This is a genomic window from Streptomyces sp. NPDC057743 (assembly GCF_042798755.1).
In the GTDB taxonomy this organism is placed as follows: domain Bacteria; phylum Actinomycetota; class Actinomycetes; order Streptomycetales; family Streptomycetaceae; genus Streptomyces.
This window is the reverse complement of record NZ_JBHVJX010000040.1, coordinates 23,608-45,556: the sequence shown is the minus strand read 5'-3', so window position 1 is coordinate 45,556 and position 21,949 is coordinate 23,608. Positions and strand designations below refer to the sequence as shown.

General features: G+C 74.2%; 17 protein-coding genes. 13 read left to right on the top strand and 4 right to left on the bottom strand.

Going from position 1 to position 21,949, the window contains the following annotated elements:
- Positions 1-187: 187 nt before the first annotated feature.
- The 6 genes from egtA (at position 188) to ACFVFQ_RS32445 (ending at position 6,775) form a co-directional block, all read left to right on the top strand.
- Positions 188-1,516, top strand: coding sequence for an ergothioneine biosynthesis glutamate--cysteine ligase EgtA (egtA, locus tag ACFVFQ_RS32470; RefSeq protein WP_383422967.1), 1,329 nt, complete (start codon positions 188-190; stop codon positions 1,514-1,516).
- Positions 1,513-2,838 (top strand): ergothioneine biosynthesis protein EgtB, encoded by a 1,326-nt coding sequence (gene egtB / locus ACFVFQ_RS32465; RefSeq protein ID WP_383422966.1) that lies wholly within the window; start codon positions 1,513-1,515, stop codon positions 2,836-2,838. Before egtA ends, egtB begins: the two co-directional genes overlap by 4 nt.
- Positions 2,838-3,593, top strand: coding sequence for an ergothioneine biosynthesis protein EgtC (gene egtC / locus ACFVFQ_RS32460; RefSeq protein ID WP_383422964.1), 756 nt, complete (start codon positions 2,838-2,840; stop codon positions 3,591-3,593). The genes egtB and egtC overlap by 1 nt, the downstream gene beginning before the upstream one ends.
- Entirely contained in the window at positions 3,590-4,549 is a 960-nt protein-coding gene (gene egtD, locus ACFVFQ_RS32455) for an L-histidine N(alpha)-methyltransferase (protein ID WP_383422962.1), read from the top strand. The genes egtC and egtD overlap by 4 nt, the downstream gene beginning before the upstream one ends.
- Before the next feature lie 129 nt (positions 4,550-4,678).
- Positions 4,679-5,608, top strand: coding sequence for a phosphatidylinositol-specific phospholipase C (locus ACFVFQ_RS32450; RefSeq protein ID WP_383422960.1), 930 nt, complete (start codon positions 4,679-4,681; stop codon positions 5,606-5,608).
- Between the two features lie 138 nt (positions 5,609-5,746).
- A complete protein-coding gene (locus ACFVFQ_RS32445) occupies positions 5,747-6,775 on the top strand; it encodes a trypsin-like peptidase domain-containing protein (RefSeq protein WP_383422958.1) in 1,029 nt (342 codons plus the stop codon).
- A 19-nt stretch (positions 6,776-6,794) separates the two neighbouring features.
- Here ACFVFQ_RS32445 and ACFVFQ_RS32440 read toward each other — a convergent pair whose 3' ends face one another.
- A complete protein-coding gene (locus tag ACFVFQ_RS32440; protein WP_383422956.1) occupies positions 6,795-7,844 on the bottom strand; it encodes a phosphatidylinositol-specific phospholipase C domain-containing protein in 1,050 nt (349 codons plus the stop codon).
- A gap of 139 nt (positions 7,845-7,983) precedes the next feature.
- On the opposite strand from ACFVFQ_RS32440, the gene ACFVFQ_RS32435 reads away from it, so the two are divergent.
- Positions 7,984-8,532, top strand: coding sequence for a DUF2165 domain-containing protein (locus ACFVFQ_RS32435; RefSeq protein ID WP_383422954.1), 549 nt, complete (start codon positions 7,984-7,986; stop codon positions 8,530-8,532).
- Between the two features lie 54 nt (positions 8,533-8,586).
- Here the strand turns inward: ACFVFQ_RS32435 and ACFVFQ_RS32430 are convergent, their stop codons facing one another.
- The gene (locus ACFVFQ_RS32430; RefSeq protein WP_383422952.1) at positions 8,587-11,784 is read right to left on the bottom strand and encodes a cytochrome P450; all 3,198 of its coding nucleotides are present in this window, start codon (positions 11,782-11,784) and stop codon (positions 8,587-8,589) included.
- A gap of 145 nt (positions 11,785-11,929) precedes the next feature.
- On the opposite strand from ACFVFQ_RS32430, the gene ACFVFQ_RS32425 reads away from it, so the two are divergent.
- From ACFVFQ_RS32425 to ACFVFQ_RS32405, 5 genes are all read left to right on the top strand, one after another.
- Positions 11,930-12,676, top strand: a complete 747-nt coding sequence (locus tag ACFVFQ_RS32425; protein WP_383422950.1) for a PAS domain-containing protein — start codon at positions 11,930-11,932, stop codon at positions 12,674-12,676.
- A 36-nt stretch (positions 12,677-12,712) separates the two neighbouring features.
- Positions 12,713-13,174: a universal stress protein gene (locus tag ACFVFQ_RS32420; RefSeq protein ID WP_383422948.1), complete on the top strand. Its 462-nt coding sequence runs from the start codon at positions 12,713-12,715 to the stop codon at positions 13,172-13,174.
- Positions 13,175-13,275: 101 nt separating this feature from the next.
- Entirely contained in the window at positions 13,276-13,491 is a 216-nt protein-coding gene (locus tag ACFVFQ_RS32415) for a dodecin (RefSeq protein ID WP_383422946.1), read from the top strand.
- 120 nt (positions 13,492-13,611) lie between these two features.
- Entirely contained in the window at positions 13,612-15,054 is a 1,443-nt protein-coding gene (locus ACFVFQ_RS32410) for an amino acid permease (RefSeq protein ID WP_383422944.1), read from the top strand.
- A gap of 102 nt (positions 15,055-15,156) precedes the next feature.
- Positions 15,157-17,562 carry a GH92 family glycosyl hydrolase gene (locus tag ACFVFQ_RS32405; protein ID WP_383422941.1) on the top strand — a complete coding sequence of 802 codons (2,406 nt, stop codon included), beginning with the start codon at positions 15,157-15,159 and terminating at the stop codon, positions 17,560-17,562.
- On the opposite strand, the gene ACFVFQ_RS32400 is transcribed toward ACFVFQ_RS32405, so the two are convergent.
- A complete protein-coding gene (locus ACFVFQ_RS32400) occupies positions 17,527-18,174 on the bottom strand; it encodes a LysE family transporter (RefSeq protein ID WP_383422939.1) in 648 nt (215 codons plus the stop codon). The two genes, ACFVFQ_RS32405 and ACFVFQ_RS32400, sit on opposite strands and share 36 nt — an antisense overlap.
- An 84-nt stretch (positions 18,175-18,258) precedes the next feature.
- Between ACFVFQ_RS32400 and ACFVFQ_RS32395 the strand changes: the two genes are divergently transcribed.
- Positions 18,259-19,197 carry a LysR family transcriptional regulator gene (locus ACFVFQ_RS32395; protein ID WP_383422937.1) on the top strand — a complete coding sequence of 313 codons (939 nt, stop codon included), beginning with the start codon at positions 18,259-18,261 and terminating at the stop codon, positions 19,195-19,197.
- Between the two features lie 94 nt (positions 19,198-19,291).
- On the opposite strand, the gene uvrA is transcribed toward ACFVFQ_RS32395, so the two are convergent.
- Positions 19,292-21,766: an excinuclease ABC subunit UvrA gene (uvrA, locus tag ACFVFQ_RS32390; protein ID WP_383422935.1), complete on the bottom strand. Its 2,475-nt coding sequence runs from the start codon at positions 21,764-21,766 to the stop codon at positions 19,292-19,294.
- Between the last annotated feature and the right edge of the window lie 183 nt (positions 21,767-21,949).

Sequence of the window (21,949 nt, the reverse complement as noted above, 5' to 3'; positions counted from 1 at the left end):
CTCCCGGCCGCGGCCCCGCGACACCCGAACGGGCGTACCAATTTCCCCGGCCGCCCGCCCCCTCCTCACCTGGCCGGTCCCCCACCCCGGGCGGTCCGCAGCGGGCAGGCGCTCTTGAGCGGACCGCCCGCAACGGCTTAGGTGGAGGGCGGCAATCCAGCCGCCGCCCCGGAGGGGAAGGGAAGCGATGCCCGTACGACCGGCAGTGTCGGAAGCGGAACTTGAGGCCCACCTGCGCGGGATCTGTTTCAAAACGGGTCCCCCGCGCCACATAGGCGTCGAGATCGAGCTTCTGGTGCACGACGCCCGCAACCCCCGATGTCCGGTCCCACCGACCCGGATGCACGCGGCGCAAGACGCCCTGCGCGCCCTGCCGCTGCACTCCGCCCTCACCTTCGAACCCGGCGGTCAGCTGGAGCTCAGCTCGCTGCCCGCCGATTCCCTCACCGCCTGCGTCGAGGCGGTGAGGGCCGATCTCGCCCGAATCCGCCCCGTCCTACGGGAGTTGGGCCTGGAGCTCTCGGGCCACGGCCACAACCCCTGGCACCCCCCGCGGCGGGTGCTGAGGGCTCCCCGTTACGACGCCATGGAGGCGTACTTCGACCGGCGCAACCCGGCCGGCCGGTCCATGATGTGCGGCACCGCCTCCGTCCAGGTCTGTCTGGACGCCGGCCACGAGGAGCCGGGGCCGCTGGGGTTCGGCCGGCGCTGGCTGCTGGCGCACCTGCTGGGCGCGGTGTTGGCCGCCGCGTTCGCCAACTCCCCGCTCGCCGAGGGGTGTCCGACCGGTTACCGCACCACCCGCCAGGCCATCTGGGCGCAGCTCGACCCGGGCCGCACGCTCGCCCCGCCCCAGGACGCCGACCCGCGCGCCGCGTGGGCCCGTTACGCGCTGGACGCCCAGGTGATGTGCGTCCGGCGCCCGGACGGCCCCTGGGACGCGCCGGAGGGGCTGACCTTCCGCGAGTGGCTGCGCACCGGCGTGCCCCGGCCGCCGACCCGGGAGGACCTGGACTACCACCTCACCACCCTGTTCCCGCCGGTGCGACCGCGCGGTCATCTGGAGCTGCGGATGATCGACGCGCAGCCGGGGCCGGACGGGTGGATCGTGCCGTTGGCCGTCACCGCCGCGCTGTTCGACGACCCGGCGGCCGCCGAGTTCGCCTACCGCACCGTCAAGCCGCTTGCGGAGACCGCCGGTTGGCGTCCACCGCCGGGTAATCCGCTGTGGCGGACCGCGGCCCGGGCCGGTCTGACCGACCCCGAACTGCATGCGGCCGCGGTGGCCTGCTTCGGCGCGGCGCAGGAGGCGCTGCCGCGGCTCGGCGCCGCCCCGGGAATCCGGGCGGCGGTCGCGGAGTTCACCGAACGCTATGTGGCGCGTGGCCGGTGCCCCGCCGACGACCAGCTCGACGCGCTGGTCGCGACGGACGCCGGTGGCGACCCGGACCCGGCCGGCGACGTGCCCGGCACCGCGGCCAGGGGCCGCCCCCTCCTCGGGAAGGACAGTCAGTGACCATGGACCCCGAGCCGTTCCGGGAGCGGGCCGCCGCGGCGCTGCTCGCCGCCCGCGACCGCACCCGCCTGCTGACCACCAGCGTCGAGGACCCCGACCTGGTCGCCCAGCACTCCCCGTTGATGTCGCCCCTGGTGTGGGACCTGGCGCACATCGGCAATCAGGAGGAGCAGTGGCTGCTGCGCGCCGTCGGCGGCCGCGACCCGCTGCGCCCGGACATCGACTCGCTCTACGACGCCTTCGAGCACCCGCGCGCCGAGCGCCCCTCGCTGCCGCTGCTCGACCCGGCCGAGGCCCGCGGCTATGTCGCCGAGGTGCGCGGCCGGGTGCTGGACGTCCTGGAGCGCACCGCGCTGCACGGCGGCCCGCTGCACTCCGCCGGCTTCGCCTTCGGAATGATCGCCCAGCACGAACAGCAGCACGACGAAACGATGTTGATCACCCATCAGCTGCGGAAGGGCCCGCCGGTGCTGAGCGCGCCGGAGCCGCCGCCCGCGCCCGACGGTCCGCTGCCGGCCGAGGTCCTCGTCCCCGGCGGCCCGTTCCTGATGGGCACCTCCACCGAGCCGTGGGCGCTGGACAACGAACGTCCGGCGCACGAGCGGACGGTGCCGCCGTTCTTCCTCGACACCACCCCGGTCAGCAACGCCGCCTACCAGCGCTTCCTCGACGACGGCGGCTACGAGGACCCGCGGTGGTGGGCGCCGGAGGGCTGGGCCCAGGTGTGCGAACACCGGCTGCGGGCCCCGCTGTTCTGGCGCCGCGAGGGGCGGCAGTGGCTGCGCCGCCGGTTCGGGTTGACCGAGCCGGTGCCGCCGAACGAGCCGGTGCTGCACGTCAGTTGGTACGAGGCGGACGCCTACGCGCGGTGGGCCGGCCGGCGGCTGCCCACCGAGGCCGAGTGGGAGAAGGCCGCCCGCCACGACCCGGACTCCGGGCGGGTCAGGCGCTACCCCTGGGGCGACGCGGACCCGACCCCTCAGCGCGCCAACCTCGGGCAGCGGCACCTGCGGCCGGCCCCGGTCGGCAGCTACCCCGAAGGCGCCTCGCCGCTCGGCGTCCGCCAACTCATCGGCGACGTCTGGGAGTGGACGGCCAGCGACTTCCTGCCCTATCCCGGCTTCGCCGCCTTCCCCTACCGCGAGTACTCCGAGGTGTTCTTCGGCGGCCCGTACAAGGTGCTGCGCGGCGGCTCGTTCGGCGTCGACCCGGTCGCCTGCCGCGGCACCTTCCGCAACTGGGACCTTCCGGTGCGGCGGCAGATCTTCTCCGGGTTCCGCACCGCCCGGGACGCCGACCCGGCGGCCGGGGGCGATGCCTGATGTGCCGTCATCTCGCCTATCTGGGGCCACAGATCCCGTTCGGAAGGGTGGTCCTGGAGCCGCCGCACGGTCTGTACCGGCAGTCCTGGGCGCCGCGCCACCAGCGGCACGGCACGGTCAACGCGGACGGCTTCGGCGTCGGCTGGTACGCGCCCGACGACCCGCTGCCGGCCCGCTACCGGCGGGCCGGCCCGATCTGGGCCGACGAGCAACTGCCCGACCTGGGGCGGGTGATCCGCTCCGGGGCGCTGCTGGCCGCCGTCCGGGACGCCACCGTGGCCGGGGCGGACGCCGAGGCGGCCGCCGCACCGTTCGCCGCCGGGCGGTACCTCTTCAGCCACAACGGCGCGGTGACCGGCTGGCCGGACACCATGGCACCGCTGGCCGCCGGGCTGCCCGCGCAGGAGCTGCTGCGGTTGGCGGCCCGCAACGACACCGCGTTCCTGTGGGCCCTGGTACAGCACCGGTTGGCCCGCGGCGACGACCCGGGCGAGGCGCTGGCCGAGACCGTCCGGGAGGTCGCCGAGGCCGCGCCCGGCTCCCGGCTCAATCTGCTGCTGACCGACGGCACCGGCATCGCGGCCACCACCTGGGGCGACACCCTGTTCCACCTGACCCTCCCCGACGGCGGCCGGGTCGTCGCCTCCGAGCCCTACGACACCTCCCCCCACTGGACCGAGGTCCCCGACCGCACGCTGCTGCGCGCCACCCGCACCGAGGTCCATCTCACCCCGCTCAAGGAGCCCGCAACGTGAGCCCCCTCAGCATCACCCGCACCCTGCCCCCCGATGCCACCGCGGCCGCGCTGCGCGCCGACGTCGCCGAGGGGCTGTCCCGCACGCCCAAGCAGCTGCCGCCGAAGTGGTTCTACGACGCCCGCGGCAGCGAGCTGTTCGACGAGATCACCACCCTCCCCGAGTACTACCCGACCCGCGCCGAGCGCGAGATCCTGCGCGCCACCGCGGACCGGATCGCCGCCACCGGCGCCCGCACCCTGATCGAGCTGGGCTCCGGCTCCTCCGACAAGACCCGCCACCTGCTGCGCGCCCTGACCGGGCTGCACAGCTATCTGCCCGTCGACGTCAGCGAGTCGGCGCTGCGGGCGGCCGGGGAGGCGCTGTTGGCCGAGCATCCGGGGCTGACCGTGCACGCCCTGGTCGCCGACTTCCAGCGGGGCCTGACGCTGCCGAAGACGCCCGGGCCGCGGCTGCTGGCGTTCCTCGGCGGCACCATCGGCAACCTGCTGCCGCAGGAGCGGGCCGCGTTCCTGGACTCCGTGCACGAACTGCTCGACCCCGGGGACGCGCTGCTGCTCGGCACCGACCTGGTCAAGGACGAGGCGACGCTGGTCGCCGCGTACGACGACGCGCGCGGGGTGACCGCCGCCTTCAACAAGAACGTCCTGGAGGTCATCAACCGGGAGTTGGGCGGCGACTTCGACCCGGCGGACTTCGAGCACGTCGCGCGGTGGAACGCGGAGCGGGAGTGGATCGAGATGCGGCTGCGGGCCCGCGACGACCTGACCGTCAAGATCCCCGGCGTCGATCTGGCGGTGCCGTTCGCGGCCGGCGAGGAGCTGCGCACCGAGGTCTCCGCGAAGTTCCGGGAGGACGGGGTGCGCTCCGAACTCGCGGCTGCCGGACTGAAGTTGACGGAGTGGTGGACCGACAGCGCCGGGCGGTACGCGCTGTCGCTGGCGCTGCGCATCTGACCGTTTCCGGCCGCCGGGTGCCCACCTCCCCGTCGATGTGGTTCGATGCCCCGATCGCACCTCCGTACGCGTAGCCGGGCGCGCCTCGCCGCGCGGGGGACCGGACGGGCTCGACGACAGGGGCAGGGCATGGGCACGGCGCTGGATCGGCGGAGTTTCCTCAGGGGCGCGGCGGGGCTGTCCGCCGCCGGGGTGCTGGCGGGCCTCGGCGGCGGGGGCACCGCGGTGGCCGCGGCACCGGCCACGGTCACCGCGCAGGACTGGATGTCCGCGCTCGGCGACGCCACGCCGGTGCAGCGGCTGACCGTCCCCGGCACCCACGACTCCGGCGCCCGGATCGGCGGCCCCTGGGTGGCCTGCCAGAACACCTCGATCGCCGAGCAACTAGCCTCGGGCATACGGTTCCTGGACGTCCGCTGCCGGGCCATCGACGGGGTCTTCGCGATCCACCACGGCGCGTTCTACCAGGAGTTGATGTTCGGCGATGTGCTCAACGCCTGCCGGGACTTCCTGCGGGCGCATCCGTCCGAGACCGTGTTGATGCGGGTCAAGCAGGAGTACTCGGAGGTCTCCGCCGAGGAGTTCCGCGGGATCTTCGGCAGCTATCTGGACGCCAAGGGGTACCGCTCGCTGTTCCGGCTGGATCCGGGGCTGCCGACGCTGGGGCAGTCCCGCGGCCGGGTCGTGCTGCTGGCGGACGCCGACGGGCTGGGCGGGGTGCGGTACGCCGACCCGGCGCTCTTCGACATCCAGGACGACTACATGACCGAGCCGATCGGGAAGTACCCCGAGGTCGAGGCGCAGTTCCGCAAGGCGGTCGACCAGCCGGGCAAGCTGTTCGTCAACTACGTCTCCACCGCCGCCCTGCTCCCGCCGCGCTCCAACGCCGACCGCCTCAACCCGCGCGTGAAGAGCCTGCTGGAGGGCGCGGGCAGCGCGTGGCGGGGGCTGGGCATCGTCCCGATGGACTTCCCCAACGAATTCGGGCTGGCCCAGACGCTGATCGGGCACAACCTGGCCGGGCGCGGCGTCACCCTGGTGGCGCAGCCGGGCACGTGATCGGCCGTCGGACCGAACCTGCGCGGGCCGTCGTGCATCAGACTGGTTGAAATGTCTGGTTCCGGCGTCGCCCCCGTCGTCCCGTCCCGCGGTGCGAGGGCAGGCGGTGCCGGCTTGAGTCACGGCAAGGCGGCACTGGTGGAGACGAGCGAACGCGGGCCCGAGGCGGCGGATCAGGAGGGGGCACCCGGAGCGGCGCCGGGCGCATCCGGCGGGCCGGTCCGCACCGGGCGGGCCCGGGCCGGCGTGCCGCTGCGGGTGACCGCGGTGCTCGGGGCGTTGACGGTCGTCGTGGGCGGCGCGGCGCTGGCGTTGAAGGCCGCCCGGCAGGACCCGTACGTGGCGCCCGGGGACCCGGTCACCGGGACCTATCGGGCATCGCGGACCAGCGGTGACCGGGCGGCCGCGGCGGTACTGGCCGGTGCCTACCGGGAGTTGCCGGGCGCGGCGACGGCCGTGGCGCGTCCCGCCGGCGGTACCGCCGCCCCGTTGCCCGCCTCCCGGCCCCTGGTGGCCACCCCGGCGACGCCCGCCCCGCCGGTCGGTGCGCTGTTCTCCCCCGGTGACGACGGCGATGCCACGCACTACTGCACGGCGAGCGTGGTGCACTCCCCCGCCGGCAACCTCATCGCCACCGCCGCGCACTGCGTCCACGACGGCGGCTTTCGCACCCGGTTGGTCTTCGCGCCCGGCCTGCACGACGGGCTGGCGCCGTACGGGCTGTGGGTGCCGACCCGGATCGACGTGGACCCGCGCTGGATCAGCGACCGGGACCCGGACCACGACGTGGCGTTCCTCCGGGTGCGTCGGCACGGGAGCACCGAGCAGCGGATCGAGGACGTGACGGGCGCCGAGCGGATCCGGTTCGACGCCCCGCCGGGCCGGCCGGCGCAGTTGACCGGCTACCCCGGGGACAGCGACACCCCGGTCGGTTGCCGACACACCGCGGAGGCCGAGGGACCGAACCAGGTCCGCTTCCCCTGCGCCGGCTTCCCGGCCGGGACCAGCGGCGGCCCGCTGCTCACCGACGTCGACCAGGTGACCGGCACCGGCTCGCTGATCGGGGTGATCGGCGGCCAGGACGAGGGCGGCGACGACGCCACCTCGTACAGCAGCCGCTTCGGGGCGGACGTGGCGGCGCTGTATCGGCGGGCCACCCGGGGGTGACCGGGTGGCCCGCGGTCGGTCAGGCGCCGCCGCGCGGCAGCACGGTGCGCAGGACGGAGGGCAGCGGGTACCAGTCGGCGGTGGCGAAGCTGGCGTGTGCGGCGGCGAGTTGCGCGACCCGGGCGCGGGCGTCGGCCTCGGTGGGGTGGGTGGGATCCAGGGCCGGCGGGACCTTGTGGGCGTCGGTCATGATGAGCAGGTAGTGGCGGGTGTCGTACCAGGACGTGTCGATGGTGCCGCCCAGGTAGGTGGCCGCGTCGCCGTCGAAGACCACGAACCAGGGGCGCAGGGCGGGATCGGCGTAGCGCTCGCGGGGGTCACCGGGGGCGGCACCGTGCACGGCGGGGAACGCGGTGGACCGCGTCAACTCGCCCCGTGCGGCGAGGTCCTTGAGGTGGCCGGCGTATTCGACGTCGGTCCACAGCCGGTCGAGCGGGTTGTGCTCCTCGACGGTGCCCGGTATGAGCTCGAAGAGGAACGTGCCGGCCAGGTCGGCGCGGGACGGCCAGCCGCCGGAGCGGACCGCCTCGTCCAGGGTGGCGTGGCCGGCCGCGAGGTCGCCGGGACCGTAGACGGCGTCCCCCAGCTTGTCGCGGACGAGTGCGTCGAACTCGGCCGGGCCGCGGCCCTTCTTGGCGTTGAAGCCGTCCTTCATCTCGACCTTGATGAGGATCGGGCGGTGGCCGGGGTGCGCGTCGTGCCAGGCGCGGAGGTCGGCGAGGCAGCCGGCGAAGTCCTGGTTGCGGTCCTTGGTGCGCAGTTCGTCGGCGGTGGTGGCGCCCACGCAGTTGCTGTTGTTCCCCATCGGGTTGCTGTGCGAGACGCGCCAGGTGCCGCCCAGGCCGTTGGTCCACACGTCCACCTCGATGAGCGCGGCGCCGGAGTCCAACGCGTCGGCGAAGTAGGGGTACTTGGCCTTCTCGTAGGCGTTGTGGACGCCGACGGCGGTGCTGGCGCCGTAGCCGGTGGAGGTCGTCGTGGTGGTCGTCTCGGCGCCTGCCGCGCCGGGCGCCGCGATCATCGCCGCCGCCGCCACGGCGACCGTTCCCGCACACCGCTTCCGGTTCATGTTCCCCGCTTCCCCTCGTGTCCTGCCTGGTCAGTCAGCAGCGTACGGGAGTTGACGGCGCGGCAGGAGGCGCTCAGCGGGCACCGGATGGGACGCGATACGGTCGGCGTCGCGAACCACGAAACGAAAGGGTGTACGGATGCGGAACCGGGGGAACGGCGGGGCGGGCGGGCTGTCATGGGCGGCGGTGGTGCTGACGGGGATCGTCGCGCTCTACATCGCGCTGGTCGCCTTCGGCAACATCACCGACTTCGGGACCAATCAGGCATATGTCCGCCATGTCCTGGCGATGGACACCACCTTCAAGGACCCGGACCTGATGTGGCGGGCCATCACCTCGCACTCGGTGCAGGACGCCGCGTACGTGGGCATCATCGCCTGGGAGTCGGTGGCGGCGCTGGTGCTGGTGACGGCGACCGCGGTGGGGGCGCTGCGCCGGGGCTCCGGTGGCGCGGCGGCGCGGCGGCTGGCCACCACCGGGCTGCTGATGATGCTGCTGCTCTTCGGCGCCGGGTTCTGGGCGATCGGCGGCGAGTGGTTCGCGATGTGGCAGTCGAAGGCGTGGAACGGGGTGGAGGCCGCGGTCCGCAACTTCCTGATGACCGGGGTGGTGTTGCTGGTGGTGCAGCTGTCGGGGAAGTCAGCGCCGGCGCCCCGCTCGGGGAAGTCCGGGAAGTCGGGCAAGTGAGCCGGCGGCGGGTGCGGGGGGGTCCCGCGCCCGCCGCCGGGGTGTGACCGGGCGTCAGCCGGCGGCGTAGACGTCCTCGATGTAGCGGCCGGCCGCGGTCAGTTCGCGCAGCCACGCCTCGGACTCCTGCGGTGCGGCGCCGGTGGCGGCCCGGTGCACCGCGCGGAAGGCGTCCCGCACGCCGGGGGCCATCCGGCTGCCGTCGCCGCAGACGTAGACCCGGGCCCCGGCCCGCAGCAGCTCCCACACCTCCTCGGCCTCGGCCGCGATCCGGTGCTGGACGAAGCGGTGGCCGTGCTCGGGGCGGGCGCTGAAGACGGGGTGGACGGCGACCGCGCCGGCCCGCTCGGCGGCGGCGAACTCCGCGGCGTGCAGGAAGTCGCCGGCGGGGTCGTCGCAGCCGAAGTAGAGCCGCGCCGGGCCCCGTTGACCGGAGGCGACGCGGTCGGCGACGGCGCCGCGGAACGGCGCCAGCCCGGTGCCGGCGGCGACCATGATGACCGGGGTGGCGTCGGCCGGATCGAGCCGGAACGCCTCCCGGCACGGCTGGACCCGGCCCAACAGGACGTCGCCGGGGCGCAGGGTGTGCAGATACGTGGAGCCGGTGCCGCCGGGCAGCAGCGAGACCATCAGCTCGGCGTGCCGGGGGTCGGCGGCGGGCGACGAGGACAGCGAGTAGTGCCGCGGGCGCAGCGGGGGCAGCAGTTCCAGGACCGCCGGCCAGGGCAGCGCGCCGCGCAGCGCCGGGTGCGCCTCGATCAGCTCGACGACGGTGCGCGGGTCGTCCTCGGGCAGGTTTTCCAGGGCGTGCCGCTCGGGCGGGCAGGGGTTGTGCGCGGCGAGCAGCGCCACCTGCTCGCGGCTTGGACGCGCACCCAACTCCACGTGGTGGGTGAGGAGTTGGCGTGCCGTCAGGGGGCGGTCGACGGGGAGGGTGGCGCGGGTCGGGCGGCCCGTGGGCGGGCGGAGCGACAGCACGATGTCGAGGTCGACGCCGAGCGCCCGGGCGGCGCGGTCCACCGCCTCGGGGGTGTTGGCCGGCAGCACGGCGAGGTGGTCGGCGGTGCGGTAGGTGACGCCGTCCGGGAGGGCCAGCCGCAGGAAGCGCTTGGGGCGCGGCCAGCCCTCGGCGGTCAGGTCGTGCGCCTCGGTGACGACCATCGGGACGAGGTCGTGGCGGGCGGCGAGCGCGTCGAGCGGACCGCCGGTGAGCTCGGAGACGGCGTAGCCGGGGTCGGCGGCCTCGCCTCCGGCGCCGTCGGTGGCGCCGACGGTGGCCGGGTCGCCGTAGCGGATCAGCAGCTCGGTGCGGAGCGCGGCGGCGAACTGCGTGACGGCACCGGTCAGTTCGCCGGAGGCGTCGGCCTCGGCGCGGGGCAGCAGCCGCTCGCCGCCGAGCGCGGCCAGTCGGTCGTCGAGGAGGGTGGGGACCTGCTGGTAGGTGGCGGCCCAGTTGCGGTCGCCGACGCCCAGCACGGCGAAGTGCACGCCGGCGGTGGCTCCTTCGGGGGCGGCGGTGAGCCAGGCGGTGAACGCGGCGGCGTCGTCGGTCGGTTGGCCGTTGTAGGAGGCGGCGACGAGGACGACCGGGCGGTCGGTGGGCAGGCCGCCGGCGTGTGCGTCCAGCGGCGCGACCTCGGGGGCGAAGCCCAGGCCGGTGGCCTCGTCGGCGAGCCGCTCGGCGAACTCCCGGCAGGTGCCGTAGTTGCTGCCGTGCAGCAGGAGCAGCCCGGTGCCCTGCGGGACGCGGGTGGGCAGGCCGTCGTCGGCCGCGGGGGCTGCGGGCTCGCTCTCCGAGGACCCGCCGGGCAGCACGGCGAGCGCGGCGCGGACCGCGGCCCGGTCGGCGGGGGTGCGCGGGGCCAGGGCGAGGGTGAAGCCGTCGGGCTTGAGGGTGAGGGTCTCCTTGATGCGGAGCCGGTAGCCGGCGTGGTCGACCAGCCGGTAGCGGTGCACCAGCAGGGCCAGCAGCATGGTCGCCTCGTGCAGCGCGAACTGCCGCCCGATGCAGGCGCGTTCACCGGTGCCGAACGGCTTGTAGGCGTGCGGGGAGCGGGCCGCCTCGGCCTGTGGGGTGAAGCGGAACGGGTCGAACGCTTCGGGGTTGTCGCCCCAGACCGGGTCGCGGTGCAGCATCGGCGTGAGGACGGTGACCAGTTGGCCGGCGGCTACCGGATAGCGGCCGCCGAGGACGGTGTCGGTGCGGGCCTGGCGGGTGAAGGCGGCGGCGGTGGGCCACAACCGCAGCGCCTCGTTCAGCACCTGGCGGGTGAACGGGAGCCTGCCGATGTCCTCGAAGGTGGGGTCCGGGTCGGGGTCGTCGCCCCACAGCTCGTCCGCCTCGCGCTGCGCCATCCGCAGCGCGAGCGGGTCCTTCAGCAGGTGGTACAGCGCGAACGAGAGGGCGCCGGAGGTGGTTTCGTGGCCGGCGATCAGGAAGGTGATGACCTGGTTGCGGATGTTGGCGAGGTCCAGGACCGGCCCCTGGTGCGCGCCGCCGGCCTCCGTGGCGGCGAGCATCAGGCCGAGCAGGTCGTCGTCGCGGCGCTCCCCGCCGGCCGTGCGGGCGGCGATCACCTCGTCGACGACGGAGGCGAGGTAGTCGGCGTCCGCGCGGAACGCGGCGTCGGCGGCGGAGTGGTCGCCGCCGGGCGTGCGGGCGAACTTGGTCATGCTCCACTCAAGGCAGCGGACCATCGCCTCGACGAAGGGGTGCGGGGTGTCCCGGGAGAACGACTCGAAGTCGAAGCCGAATCCGGCCAGTCCGATGGTGTCCAGCGTCATCCGCGTCATGTCCTCGGCGACCTCGACCGGGCGGCCCTCGGCCAGCCGCCGGTCCCAGGCCGCCGTCACCCGGCGGGCGACCCTCAGCATCGCCGGGTGGTACGTCCGCATCGAACCCAGCGCGAAGGCCGGCATCAGGACCTCGTGGGCCCGGGCCCAGTTCGGCTCCTCGTTGTAGGCGGTGAACAGACCGTCACCGGCGAACTCCCGGACGTCCTCCAGGACCACCGAGACGCCCTTGGCGAAGCGGGTCTCGTCACAGACCTCGGTGACCAGGTCGAGGGAGGAGAGGAACAGCGTCTCGCGGGCGCCGAACTGACGCAGATACGCCGGGCCGTGGACCCGGGCCAGCTCCATGGCCTGCTGGATGGGCGTGTTGCTGATCCCGGTCGTCGTGAGGTCGGCGACCGGGAGACTCGCGGCGGCGGTGGCGCGGTCGCCCTTCTGGGGCGCGATGGTGTCGGTCATGACTCCAGCGTGACCGGCCCGATGGCCGTCCCTTACCCGGCGAACTGCATGATTGTGCAGTGGTTCCTCGCCGGGCACCCTTGCGTCCGTGGCACGGATGGGCAAGGGCGGCCGGTGGTGCGGGAGGAAGGGCGGAAACCGGGCGATGGACAGGGCGACGGGCGGCGGTGTGCCGGGGGACGACGGGGACGTCAGGGCGCAGTGCCCCGGGGCGGCGGACCCACCCGCCCCGGCCGCGGTCAACCCGTTCCGGGACTACTTCGTGATGCTGCTGTACCGCGTCCCCACCCCGATCGCGGTGTGCCGGGCCGACGGCGAGATGCTGATCGCCAATCCGGCGATGGCCGCGCAGTGGGGCGCGGCCCCCGGCCAACTCCGCGGCCGCAACCTGCTGGACCGCTTCCGGCCCCGTGACCCGGCGCAGATCGTCCGGATCATGGAGGCGCTGCGGCTGGGCCGCCGATCCCGCTATCCGGTGCGGGTGCGCTGGCGGACCGCGCCCGGGGAGCCGGATCGGCACGGGGAGCTGACGATCGACCCGGTCGGCGACCCGTCCGCCGAACCGCCCGCGCTGCTGGCCCTGTTGCGGGAGGAGACCGGGTCCGCGGCCGCCGCCCCGCCGCCCGCGCCGCGCGCCACCACCAGCCCCATAGAGGCCCGGATCCTGGCGCTGGCGGCGGGCGGCGCGACCACCGCGGCGATCGGCAGCGCCCTGGGGCTGACCGTGGACGGGGTGAACTACCACCTGACCCGGCTGGCCCGCCGCTGGCGCGTCCAGGGCCGCACCGCGCTGGTCGCCAGGGCGTATGTGCTGGGGGTGCTCGACCCGGACCGCTGGCCGCCCGCGCCCGCCGCGCCGGAGGCCGGCGGCGCCCAACCCCCCAGCCCCTGACGCCGACAGCACACGCGTGCGGATAACCTCGCGGGTGTGGAGGACAACGCAACCGCGCCGTTCGAGCGCGGAACGGACGGCCCGAAGGTCATCGTCGTCGGCGTCGACGGCTCCGACTCGTCCTGGCGCGCCGCGGCGTACGCGGCCGGGCTGGCCAGGCGACAGGGGTCGAAGCTGGTGATGGTCTACGTCCAGCCGGTGTTGGCGACCGGCGCCGCGATGGGCGCGCCGGTGATGGAGGCCACCAACGAGGTCGCCGAGGAGCTGATGGCCGAGATCCGCGAGGCCACCGAGCGGATCGACGGGATCTACCACCTGCGGTGGGAGTTCCACACCCTGCGCGGCGACCCGTACAACGGCATGGTGCAGATGGCCGACGAGCTGAAGGCGGACGCAGTGGTGGTCGGCGCCTCGGAGTCGGCCGGGCACCGCATCATGGGGTCGGTCGCGGTGCGGCTGGTCAAGGCCGGGCGGTGGCCGGTCACGGTCGTGCCGTAGGCCCCCGCCGGCCCGGGTCCGGCTCCGCTGGTGGGCCGGGCCGGGCTGAGGCACGGTGGAGGGTGGACGGGCGGAGCGCCGCCCCGACGAGGGAGACCACCGTGACCGACCGCACGTACCGCGTGACCGAGATCGTGGGGACGTCCCACCACAGCGTGGACGCCGCGATCCAGAACGGCATCAGGCGCGCCTCGGACACCCTGCGCAACCTCGACTGGTTCGAGATCACGCAGGTCCGCGGCCACATCGTCGAGGGCCGGATCGACCACTACCAGGTCGGCCTGAAGGTCGGCTTCCGCCTGGAGGACGCCGACTAGCAGCCCCGGGGCCGATTGGCGCCCCCGCCGCCGCGCCGCCTTCGTCCGGCGCCTCCGGCAGTCCATGATGATCCGCCGTCGCACCACGACGGAACGCACCGAGCGTACGGAGGATCATCCATGGCACGCCTGTTGCGAGCGGGTCAGGGCGTATGGCGCCGCAAGCCCATCGAGCACATCGAGGAGCCGGAGGGCGGCGCCGCCCAACAACTCACCCGCGAGCTGGGGCTGTGGCAGCTCACCGCGATCGGGGTCGGCGGCATCATCGGCGCTGGTATCTTCACGCTGGCCGGCACCGTCGCACACGAGAAGGCCGGCCCCGCGGTCCTGATCTCCTTCCTCATCGCGGGCGTGGCCAGCGCCGCCGCGGCCTTCTCCTACGCCGAGTTCGCCGGGCTGATCCCGAAGGCGGGCTCGGCCTACACCTACGGCTATGCGGTGCTCGGCGAGCTCGCCGGCTGGTTCATCGGCTGGGACCTGCTGCTGGAGTACACCGCGATCGTCGCCGTGGTGGCGATCGGCATCTCCGGCTACTTCGCCTTCCTGCTCGGCGAGTTGGGGCTGCACCTGCCGGCCTGGATGCTCGGCGCGCCCGGCACCGGGCCCGGGCACCGGGTGGACCTCTTCGCCTCGGTGCTCTGCCTGTTGATCGCCTATCTGCTGACCCTGGGCATCAAGAACGCCGCCCGCTTCGAGACGCTCGTGGTCGGGCTGAAGGTGCTGGTGGTGCTGCTGGTGGTCGCGGTGGGCTTCCTCCACATCGACACCGCCAACTACCGGCCGTTCTTCCCGTTCGGGGTGGGCGGCGCGTTCACCGGCGCGGCCACCGTCTTCTTCGCGGTCTTCGGCTACGACGCGATGAGCACCGCGGCCGAGGAGTCCCGGGACGCGCAGCGCCACATGCCCAGGGCGATCCTGTACTCGCTGGCCATCTCGATGGTGCTGTACGTACTGGCCTGCCTGGTGTTGACGGGCATGCAGGACTACCGGCACATCGACCCGGAGAGCGGCTTTGCGACCGCGTTCAAGTCGGTCGGGCTGGACGCGCTGGCGGACGTGATCGCGGTCGGCGCGATCATCGGCATCCTGACCGTGATGTTCACCTTCATGCTGGGGGTGACCCGGGTGTGGTTCTCGATGAGCCGGGACGGGCTGCTGCCCAAGTGGTTCGCCAAGACCAGCGCCACCCACCACGTGCCGGTCCGGGTCACCTGGATCGTCGGGGTCGCCTCCGCGCTGATCGCCGGCTTCCTGCCGATCGGTGAAGCCGCCGAACTGACCAACATCGGCATCCTGTTGGCGTTCGTGGTGGTGTGCATCTCGGTGATCGTGCTGCGCTACAAGCGCCCGGAGCTGCCGCGGACGTTCCGCACGCCGGGCATGCCGGTGGTGCCGGCGCTCGGGGTGTGCTTCTCGCTGTGGCTGATCACGTTCCTTCAGTGGCAGACCTGGGTGCGATTCGTGGTCTGGTTCCTGCTCGGGCTGGTCATCTACTTCTCGTACTCGTACCGGAAGTCGGAGCTGGCGAGGGCGCCGGAGTCGACGGAGTCCGGGCATATCTGACGCATCGTCAGCCACCCCGGGGCCCTCTTGACGGGTCGGGGTGCGGGCCCAAGAATGAGCCCGCCCCGACAACGTTGTCGGCCCTCTTCGGGAGGTCTTCCCATGCCCTGGTCCAGACGCGGGCACTCGCGCGCCGCGGGCGCGGCGGTGGCAGCGGTGCTCCTCGGGAGCGTGCTCACCGCCCCGATCGCGGGCGCCGCGCCGCCCGAGCCGTCCGGCGATCGCCTCACCGACCTCGTCAACCCCTTCATCGGCAGCCAGCACGACGGCAACACCTACCCCGGGGCCGCGGTGCCGTTCGGCATGGTGCAGCTCTCCCCCGAGACCGGGCACACCACCGGCTACGACTACGACGACACCCACATCCGCGGCTTCAGCTCGGTGCACCTCTCCGGCGTCGGCTGTGGGCTCGGCGGCGACCTGCCGATCCTGCCGACCACCGGCGACGTCACCGAGACCGACTACGCCAAGTACGCCGCCGCGTACACCCATCACGGCGAGTCGGCCCGCCCGGGCTCCTACCGCGTGCGGCTGACCTCGTACGGCGGGATCACCGCCGAGCTGACCGCGACCGCCCGCACCGGACGGCAGCGCTACACCTTCCCGGCCACCGACAGGGCCAACGTCCTGCTCAACGCCGGCCAGTCACTGCACAAGACGGTCGCCACCCGCGTCGAGGTGCTGGACTCCCGCACCGTGCGCACCGCGATCACCGGCCGCGGCTTCTGCCAGGACACCCGGCCGTACACGGTCTACACCCTGACCCGTTTCAACCGGCCGTTCACCGCGTACGGGACCTGGCGCGGCGACGCCGTGACGCCCGGCTCGCGGGGCTCCACCGCACCCGGGCGGAACGGCGCCTACGTCCGGTTCGACACCCGCAAGGACCGCGTCGTCGAGGCGACCACCGCGCTGAGCTATGTGGACGCGGCGGGCGCGGCGCGCAACCTGCGGGCGGAGGGCGGGGGTTCCTTCGCGCGGACGCGGGCGGCGGCGGACGCGGCCTGGGAGCGGCGGCTGGGCCTGGTGCGCGTCCGGGGCGGCGACCGCACGCTGCGCCGCACCTTCTACTCCTCCCTCTACCGCTCCTTCCTCGCCCCGAACATCGGCGGCGACGTGGACGGCCGCTACACCGGCTGGGACCAACGCCCGCACCGCGCACGGGGGTTCACCTACTACCAGAACTGGTCGCTGTGGGACACCTACCGCACCCAGACCCAGTTGCTGTCGCTGCTCGCGCCGCGGGAGGCGCGCGACATGGCGCTGTCGGTGCTGCGGGTCGGCAAGGAGGGTGGCTGGCTTCCCAAGTGGGGCTACGGCACCGTCGAGACCAACATCATGACCGGCGACCCGGTGACCCCGTTCCTTACCAACGCCCATCGGCAGGGGCTGCTGGCGGGCCACGAGGAGGAGGCGTACGCGGCGCTGAAGAAGAACGCCGACGGGGTGCCGCCGGCCGCGTCGCCGTCCCTGGGGCGGGAGGCCAACCCGGCCTATCTGAAGCGTGGTTACGCGCCCTACCTCAAGGGGCGACCGCACGCCAAGCCCGGTGACTCCGACTACGACCACGGGGCGTCCGCGACGCTGGAGTACGCCCTGTCGGACGCGATGCTGGCGCAGATGGCGCGGGACCTGGGCCATCGGGCGGACGCCGCGCGGTTTGCGCAGCGGGCCCTCAACTACCGCAAGGTCTTTGACCGTTCGACCGGATTCTTCCGGGCCCGGGACGGTGCCGGCGCGTTCACCGGGCCCGCCGACCCGGCCAAGAGCGAGGGCTTCCACGAGGGCACGGCCTGGCAGTACCAGTGGCTGGTGCCGCAGGACCTGGCCGGGATGCTGGCGCTGATCGGCGGCAAGGAGAAGGGCACCGCGCGACTGGACTCCTTCTTCGCCTATCCGCAGTTGCTCGCGGACCCGGCGCGAACGGCCCGCACAGTGTGGGTGAACGGCCCCTACGACTACTACAACTCCGACAAGTACAACCCGCAGAACGAGCCGGACCTGATCGCCCCGTACACCTACCTCTCCACCGGCCGCCCCTGGAAGACCACGGACGTGGTGCACGCCGCGCTCACGCTGTTCACCGACAGCCCCTCGGGGATGACCGGCAACGACGACCTGGGCACCATGTCGGCGTGGATGGTGCTCTCCTCGCTCGGCGTCTACCCGGTGCAACCGGGCACGGACACCTGGGGGTTGAGCACCCCGGTCTTCGACCGGGTGGACCTGACCCTGGACCGCCGCTACTACCCCTCGGGCCACTTCACCCTCACGGCCCCCGGCACCTCGTCCACCGACCGGTACATCCAGTCGGTGCGGCTCGACGGGGCGCCCCGGGACCGTACCTATCTCACCACCGCGGAGCTGCGCGCCGGCCACGAACTGGCCTTCTCCGTGGGGCGGGAGCCGTCCCGTTGGGGCACCGGCGACCGGGCCGCCCCACCGCCGGTGGGGACGCCGGGGGCGCTCGCCTCAGCCGCGCAGCAGCAGGGCGACGGCGAGCGCTGAGATCACCGCGGCGGAGACCAGGGCGGTGACGGTTCGGCCCCGCGGCCCGGTCAGCGCCCGCCCCAGGGCGGCCCCGCCGGCGGCGAGGAGCAGCTGCCAGCTCGCCGAGGCGGTCACCACGGCGGCCACGAAGGCCGTGCCGCCGGCGGCACCGGCCCGACCGGTGCCACCGGCCAGCACCAGCGCGGTGAAATACAGCAGCGCCCAGGGGTTGACCAACGTCAGCCCCAGGAAGGCGAGATAGGCCCGGGCGGGGCGGCGCAGCGTGCCCGGCACCGGGCCGTCCCCCTCGCGGCGCCGGGCCCGGACGGCGATCCGCAGTGCCATCCCGAGCAGCACGACGGCGGCCAGCGCCCGCAGCTGCCCGGCCACCGGGGCGATGGCCCGGGAGGCCGCGGCCCCGCCGACCGCCGCGAGCAGCGCGTAGCACCCGTCGGCGGTCGCCACGCCCAACGCTCCGGCGGCGCCGACCCGGAAGGACGTTCGCGCCGTGACGCTCACCAGCAGCACGGCGAGCGCGCCGACGGGCACCGCGAGCGCATAGCCCGCCCACAGCCCCGGCAGGAACGACCCGGTCAGCAGATTCCCCAACTTCCCCAGCGTCTCGGACATGTCAGCAGCATCGGGCGGGCGCACCGTTCGGGTCCATCGGGGATTTGTGCACCCAACCGTGCGGCGCCGCCGTACGATCGGCGCATGATCGATCCCCGGCTGCACACCCTGCGGGTGCTGCGCGAGCGGGGCACCGTGACCGCCACCGCCGAGGCGCTGCATCTGACGCCCTCGACCGTCTCTCAGCAACTGCGGCAGTTGTCGGCCGCGTTGGGGGTGGTGCTGCTGGTGCCGGACGGGCGGCGGGTGCGGCTGACCCCGGCGGCCCGGGCGCTGCTCGGGCACGCGGACGCGCTGTTCGCGCGCTGGGAGGAGGCCCGGGCGGACCTCGCCGGGTACGCGGACGGGGCGGCCGGGCGGCTGCGGCTGACCGGGGCGGCGACGGCGGTCGCCGGAATCCTGGCGCCGGCGGTGGCCCGGCTGCGCGCCGAACTCCCGCGGCTGGAGCTGGAGATCGGCGAGGATCCGGGAGAGGACCGGTGCGAGCTGCTGCTCTCCGGGCGGGCGGATCTCGCGGTGGTCATCCCGGCGCCGGGCCCGCGGGTGCGGCCGGGCGGCGAGGTGCCGTCGCCGGACGACGCCCGGTTCACCGTGCTGCCGCTGCTCCAGGAGCCGCAGGACCTGTTGGTGCCGGCCGGGCATCCGTTCGCCGAACGGGCCGCGGCGGGCGTGGCGTTGGCGGAGGCGGCCGGGGAGAGTTGGATCCGGGCGGGCGATCCGGCCGATCAGCACCAGTTGTTGCTGGCCGGGTGCGCGGCGGCCGGGTTCGCGCCGCGGGTGCGGCACGGCGCGGTCGACTGGCACGCGGTGGCGGCGCTGGTCGCACACGGCTGCGGGATCTGCCTGCTGCCGCGGCTGGCGCCGGTGCCGGCCGGCGCGCCCCTGGTGCGGGTGCCGCTGCGCGGCGAGCCCGCACCGGTGCGGCGCTTCGTGGCGGTGGTGCGGCGGGGCAGCGCCCAACAGCCGCCGCTGGCCTGTGTGTTGACGACGCTGCGGGCGGTGGCGGACGAAGGGGCGGCCTAGGCCCTGGCCCATCGAACGGGCCCCAGGAGCCTGTCCGATGGGGTGGGGCGAGGGTCGGGCGCGGGGTCCCGGTCCTGGAGCCCCGTCCCGGGCGTCAGTCCTGGGGGGTCCGGGGCGCGCCTTCCCGGTGGCGGGCGAGGTAGCCGGCGGTGCGACTGTCGGGGGACGCGGCGACCTCGGCGGGGGTGCCGGCGGCGACGATCCGACCGCCCTCCGCGCCGCCGCCGGGGCCGAGGTCGATGACGTGGTCGGCGCCCGCCACCACGCCCATGTCGTGCTCCACGACCACGACGGTGTTGCCGGCGTCGACCAGGCCGTGCAACTGGCGCAGCAACACCTCGGTGTCGGCGGGGTGCAGGCCGGTGGTGGGTTCGTCGAGGAGGTAGAGGGTGTGGCCGCGACGGGCGCGCTGGAGTTCGGTGGCGAGCTTGATGCGTTGGGCCTCGCCGCCGGAGAGTTCGGTGGCGGGCTGGCCGAGCCGGAGGTAGCCGAGGCCGACGTCCTGCAGGGTGCGCAGGCTGCGGGCGGCAGCGGGGACGTCGGCGAGGAACTCCGCGGCGTCGTCGACGGTGAGGGCCAGCACGTCGGCGATGGTGCGGCCGCGGTGGGTGATCTGGAGGGTCTCGGGGTTGTAGCGGGCGCCGCGGCAGTCGGCGCAGGGGGCGTAGGTGCCGGGCAGGAAGAGGAGTTCGACGGCGGTGAAGCCCTCGCCCTGGCAGGTCTCGCAGCGGCCGGCGGGGACGTTGAAGGAGAACCGGCCGGCGGTGTAGCCGCGGGCGCGGGCCTCGTCGGTGGCGGCGAAGACCTTGCGGACCGCGTCGAACAGGCCGGTGTAGGTGGCGAGGTTGGAGCGCGGGGTGCGGCCGATGGGCTTCTGGTCGACGCGGACCAGTCGGTCGATGGCGTCCAGGCCCGTGGCGCCGGTGAGTTGGGCGCGGGCGGCGGGGGCGGCGGCGCCGGTGCCGTCCTGATCGTCGGCGTCCGGGCGGGCGTCCGCGGTGCCCAGGCGGTCCTGGACCGCCTCCGCGAGGACCCGGGTGACCAGGGTGGACTTGCCGGATCCGGAGACGCCGGTGACGGCGGTGAAGACGCCGAGCGGGAAGGCGGCGTCCAGATCGCGGAGGTTGTGGAGGGTGACGCCGCGCAGGGCGAGGGTGCCGGTGGGGGTGCGCGGGGTGCGGGCGGGGGGCGGTTCGGCGGCGAAGAGGAAGCGGCGGGTGGCGGAGTGCTCGGCGTCGGCGAGGGCGGCGACCGGGCCGCTGTGCAGGACCCGGCCGCCGTGTTCGCCGGCGCGCGGGCCGATGTCCACCAGCCAGTCGGCGCGCCGGACCACGTCCATGTCGTGCTCGACGACGAAGAGGGTGTTGCCGGCCTCCTTGAGGCGGCCGAGCACGGTGAGCAGCGCCTCGGTGTCGGCGGGGTGCAGGCCGGCGGAGGGTTCGTCCAGGACGTAGACCACGCCGAAGAGGCCGGAGCGCAACTGGGTGGCCAGGCGCAGGCGTTGGAGCTCGCCGGCGGAGAGGGTGGGCGCGGGGCGGTCCATGCTGAGGTAGCCCAGGCCGAGTTCGGTAAGGACCTCGATGCGGGCCAGGAGGTCGCGGGCGAGCGTGGGGGCGGGGTCGTCGCCGGGGCGATCCGCGGTGGGGCGCAGGAGCTCGGCGAGGGTGGCCAGTGGCAGGCCGGCGAGAGTGGTGATGTCCCGGCCCTCGAAGGTGACCGCCAGCGCCTCCGGACGCAGCCGGCGGCCGTCGCACACCGGGCAGGGCTCGGCGGTCATGAACTGGCGGACGCGCTTGCGCAGGGCCTCGCTCTTGGAGTCGGCGAAGGTGTGCAGGACGTAGCGCCGGGCGCTCATGTACTGGCCCTTGTAGGGGCGTTGGATGCGGCCTGCCTCGCGGACCGGGTGGACGGCGACGACGGGTTGTTCGTCGGTGAACAGGATCCACTCGCGGTCGGCGGCCGGGAGCTCGCGCCAGGGGCGGTCGACGTCGTGGCCGAGGGTGGCGAGGATGTCGCGGAGGTTCTTGCCCTGCCAGGCGCCGGGCCAGGCGGCGACGGCGCCGTCGCGGACGGAGAGCGACGGGTCGGGGACGAGGGAGTCCTCGGTGACGCGGTGGACGGTGCCGAGCCCGTGGCACTCCGGGCAGGCGCCGGCGGCGGTGTTGGGCGAGAAGGCGTCGGAGTCGAGCCGTTCGGTGCTGCCCCGCGGATAGTCGCCGGCGCGGGAGTAGAGCATCCGCAGGGTGTTGGAGAGGGTGGTGACGGTGCCGACCGAGGAGCGGGAGGTGGGCGCGGAACGGCGCTGCTCCAGCGCGACGGCCGGCGGCAGTCCGCTGATCTCCTCGACCTTGGGCGCGCCGACCTGGTGGATCAGCCGCCGGGCATAGGGGGCGACCGACTCGAAGTAGCGGCGCTGCGCCTCGGCGTAGAGGGTGCCGAAGGCGAGCGAGGACTTGCCCGATCCGGACACCCCGGTGAACGCGACCAGCGCGTCCCTCGGGATGTCCACGTCGATGCCGCGGAGATTGTGCTCACGGGCGCCGCGCACCCGCACATACGAGTCGGTCATCCCTCCATGATCGGACACGGTGCGGGGTGCGCGGGTGCGAGGTGCTCGGGTCTGGTGGGCTTGGTGGGTCTGGTGGGTTGGGTCTGGTCTGAGGGCGCGCGCTCGATCTTCGTCGGTGCCCACCCGGCGGCCGCCCGGTGGGCGTCGGACGGTCGCCTCGTGGGTGCCGGACGGCCGGCCGGT

Bases quoted from the DNA above. Each gene is read 5' to 3' on its own strand.
- egtA (WP_383422967.1), top strand. From the start codon at position 188: ATGCCCGTACGACCGGCAGTGTCGGAAGCGGAACTTGAGGCCCACCTG.
- egtC (WP_383422964.1), top strand. From the start codon at position 2,838: ATGTGCCGTCATCTCGCCTATCTGGGGCCACAGATCCCGTTCGGAAGG.
- ACFVFQ_RS32450 (WP_383422960.1), top strand. From the start codon at position 4,679: ATGGGCACGGCGCTGGATCGGCGGAGTTTCCTCAGGGGCGCGGCGGGG.
- ACFVFQ_RS32440 (WP_383422956.1), bottom strand. From the start codon at position 7,844: ATGAACCGGAAGCGGTGTGCGGGAACGGTCGCCGTGGCGGCGGCGGCG.
- ACFVFQ_RS32435 (WP_383422954.1), top strand. From the start codon at position 7,984: ATGCGGAACCGGGGGAACGGCGGGGCGGGCGGGCTGTCATGGGCGGCG.
- ACFVFQ_RS32430 (WP_383422952.1), bottom strand. From the start codon at position 11,784: ATGACCGACACCATCGCGCCCCAGAAGGGCGACCGCGCCACCGCCGCC.
- ACFVFQ_RS32425 (WP_383422950.1), top strand. From the start codon at position 11,930: ATGGACAGGGCGACGGGCGGCGGTGTGCCGGGGGACGACGGGGACGTC.
- ACFVFQ_RS32410 (WP_383422944.1), top strand. From the start codon at position 13,612: ATGGCACGCCTGTTGCGAGCGGGTCAGGGCGTATGGCGCCGCAAGCCC.
- ACFVFQ_RS32405 (WP_383422941.1), top strand. From the start codon at position 15,157: ATGCCCTGGTCCAGACGCGGGCACTCGCGCGCCGCGGGCGCGGCGGTG.
- ACFVFQ_RS32400 (WP_383422939.1), bottom strand. From the start codon at position 18,174: ATGTCCGAGACGCTGGGGAAGTTGGGGAATCTGCTGACCGGGTCGTTC.
- ACFVFQ_RS32395 (WP_383422937.1), top strand. From the start codon at position 18,259: ATGATCGATCCCCGGCTGCACACCCTGCGGGTGCTGCGCGAGCGGGGC.
- uvrA (WP_383422935.1), bottom strand. From the start codon at position 21,766: ATGACCGACTCGTATGTGCGGGTGCGCGGCGCCCGTGAGCACAATCTC.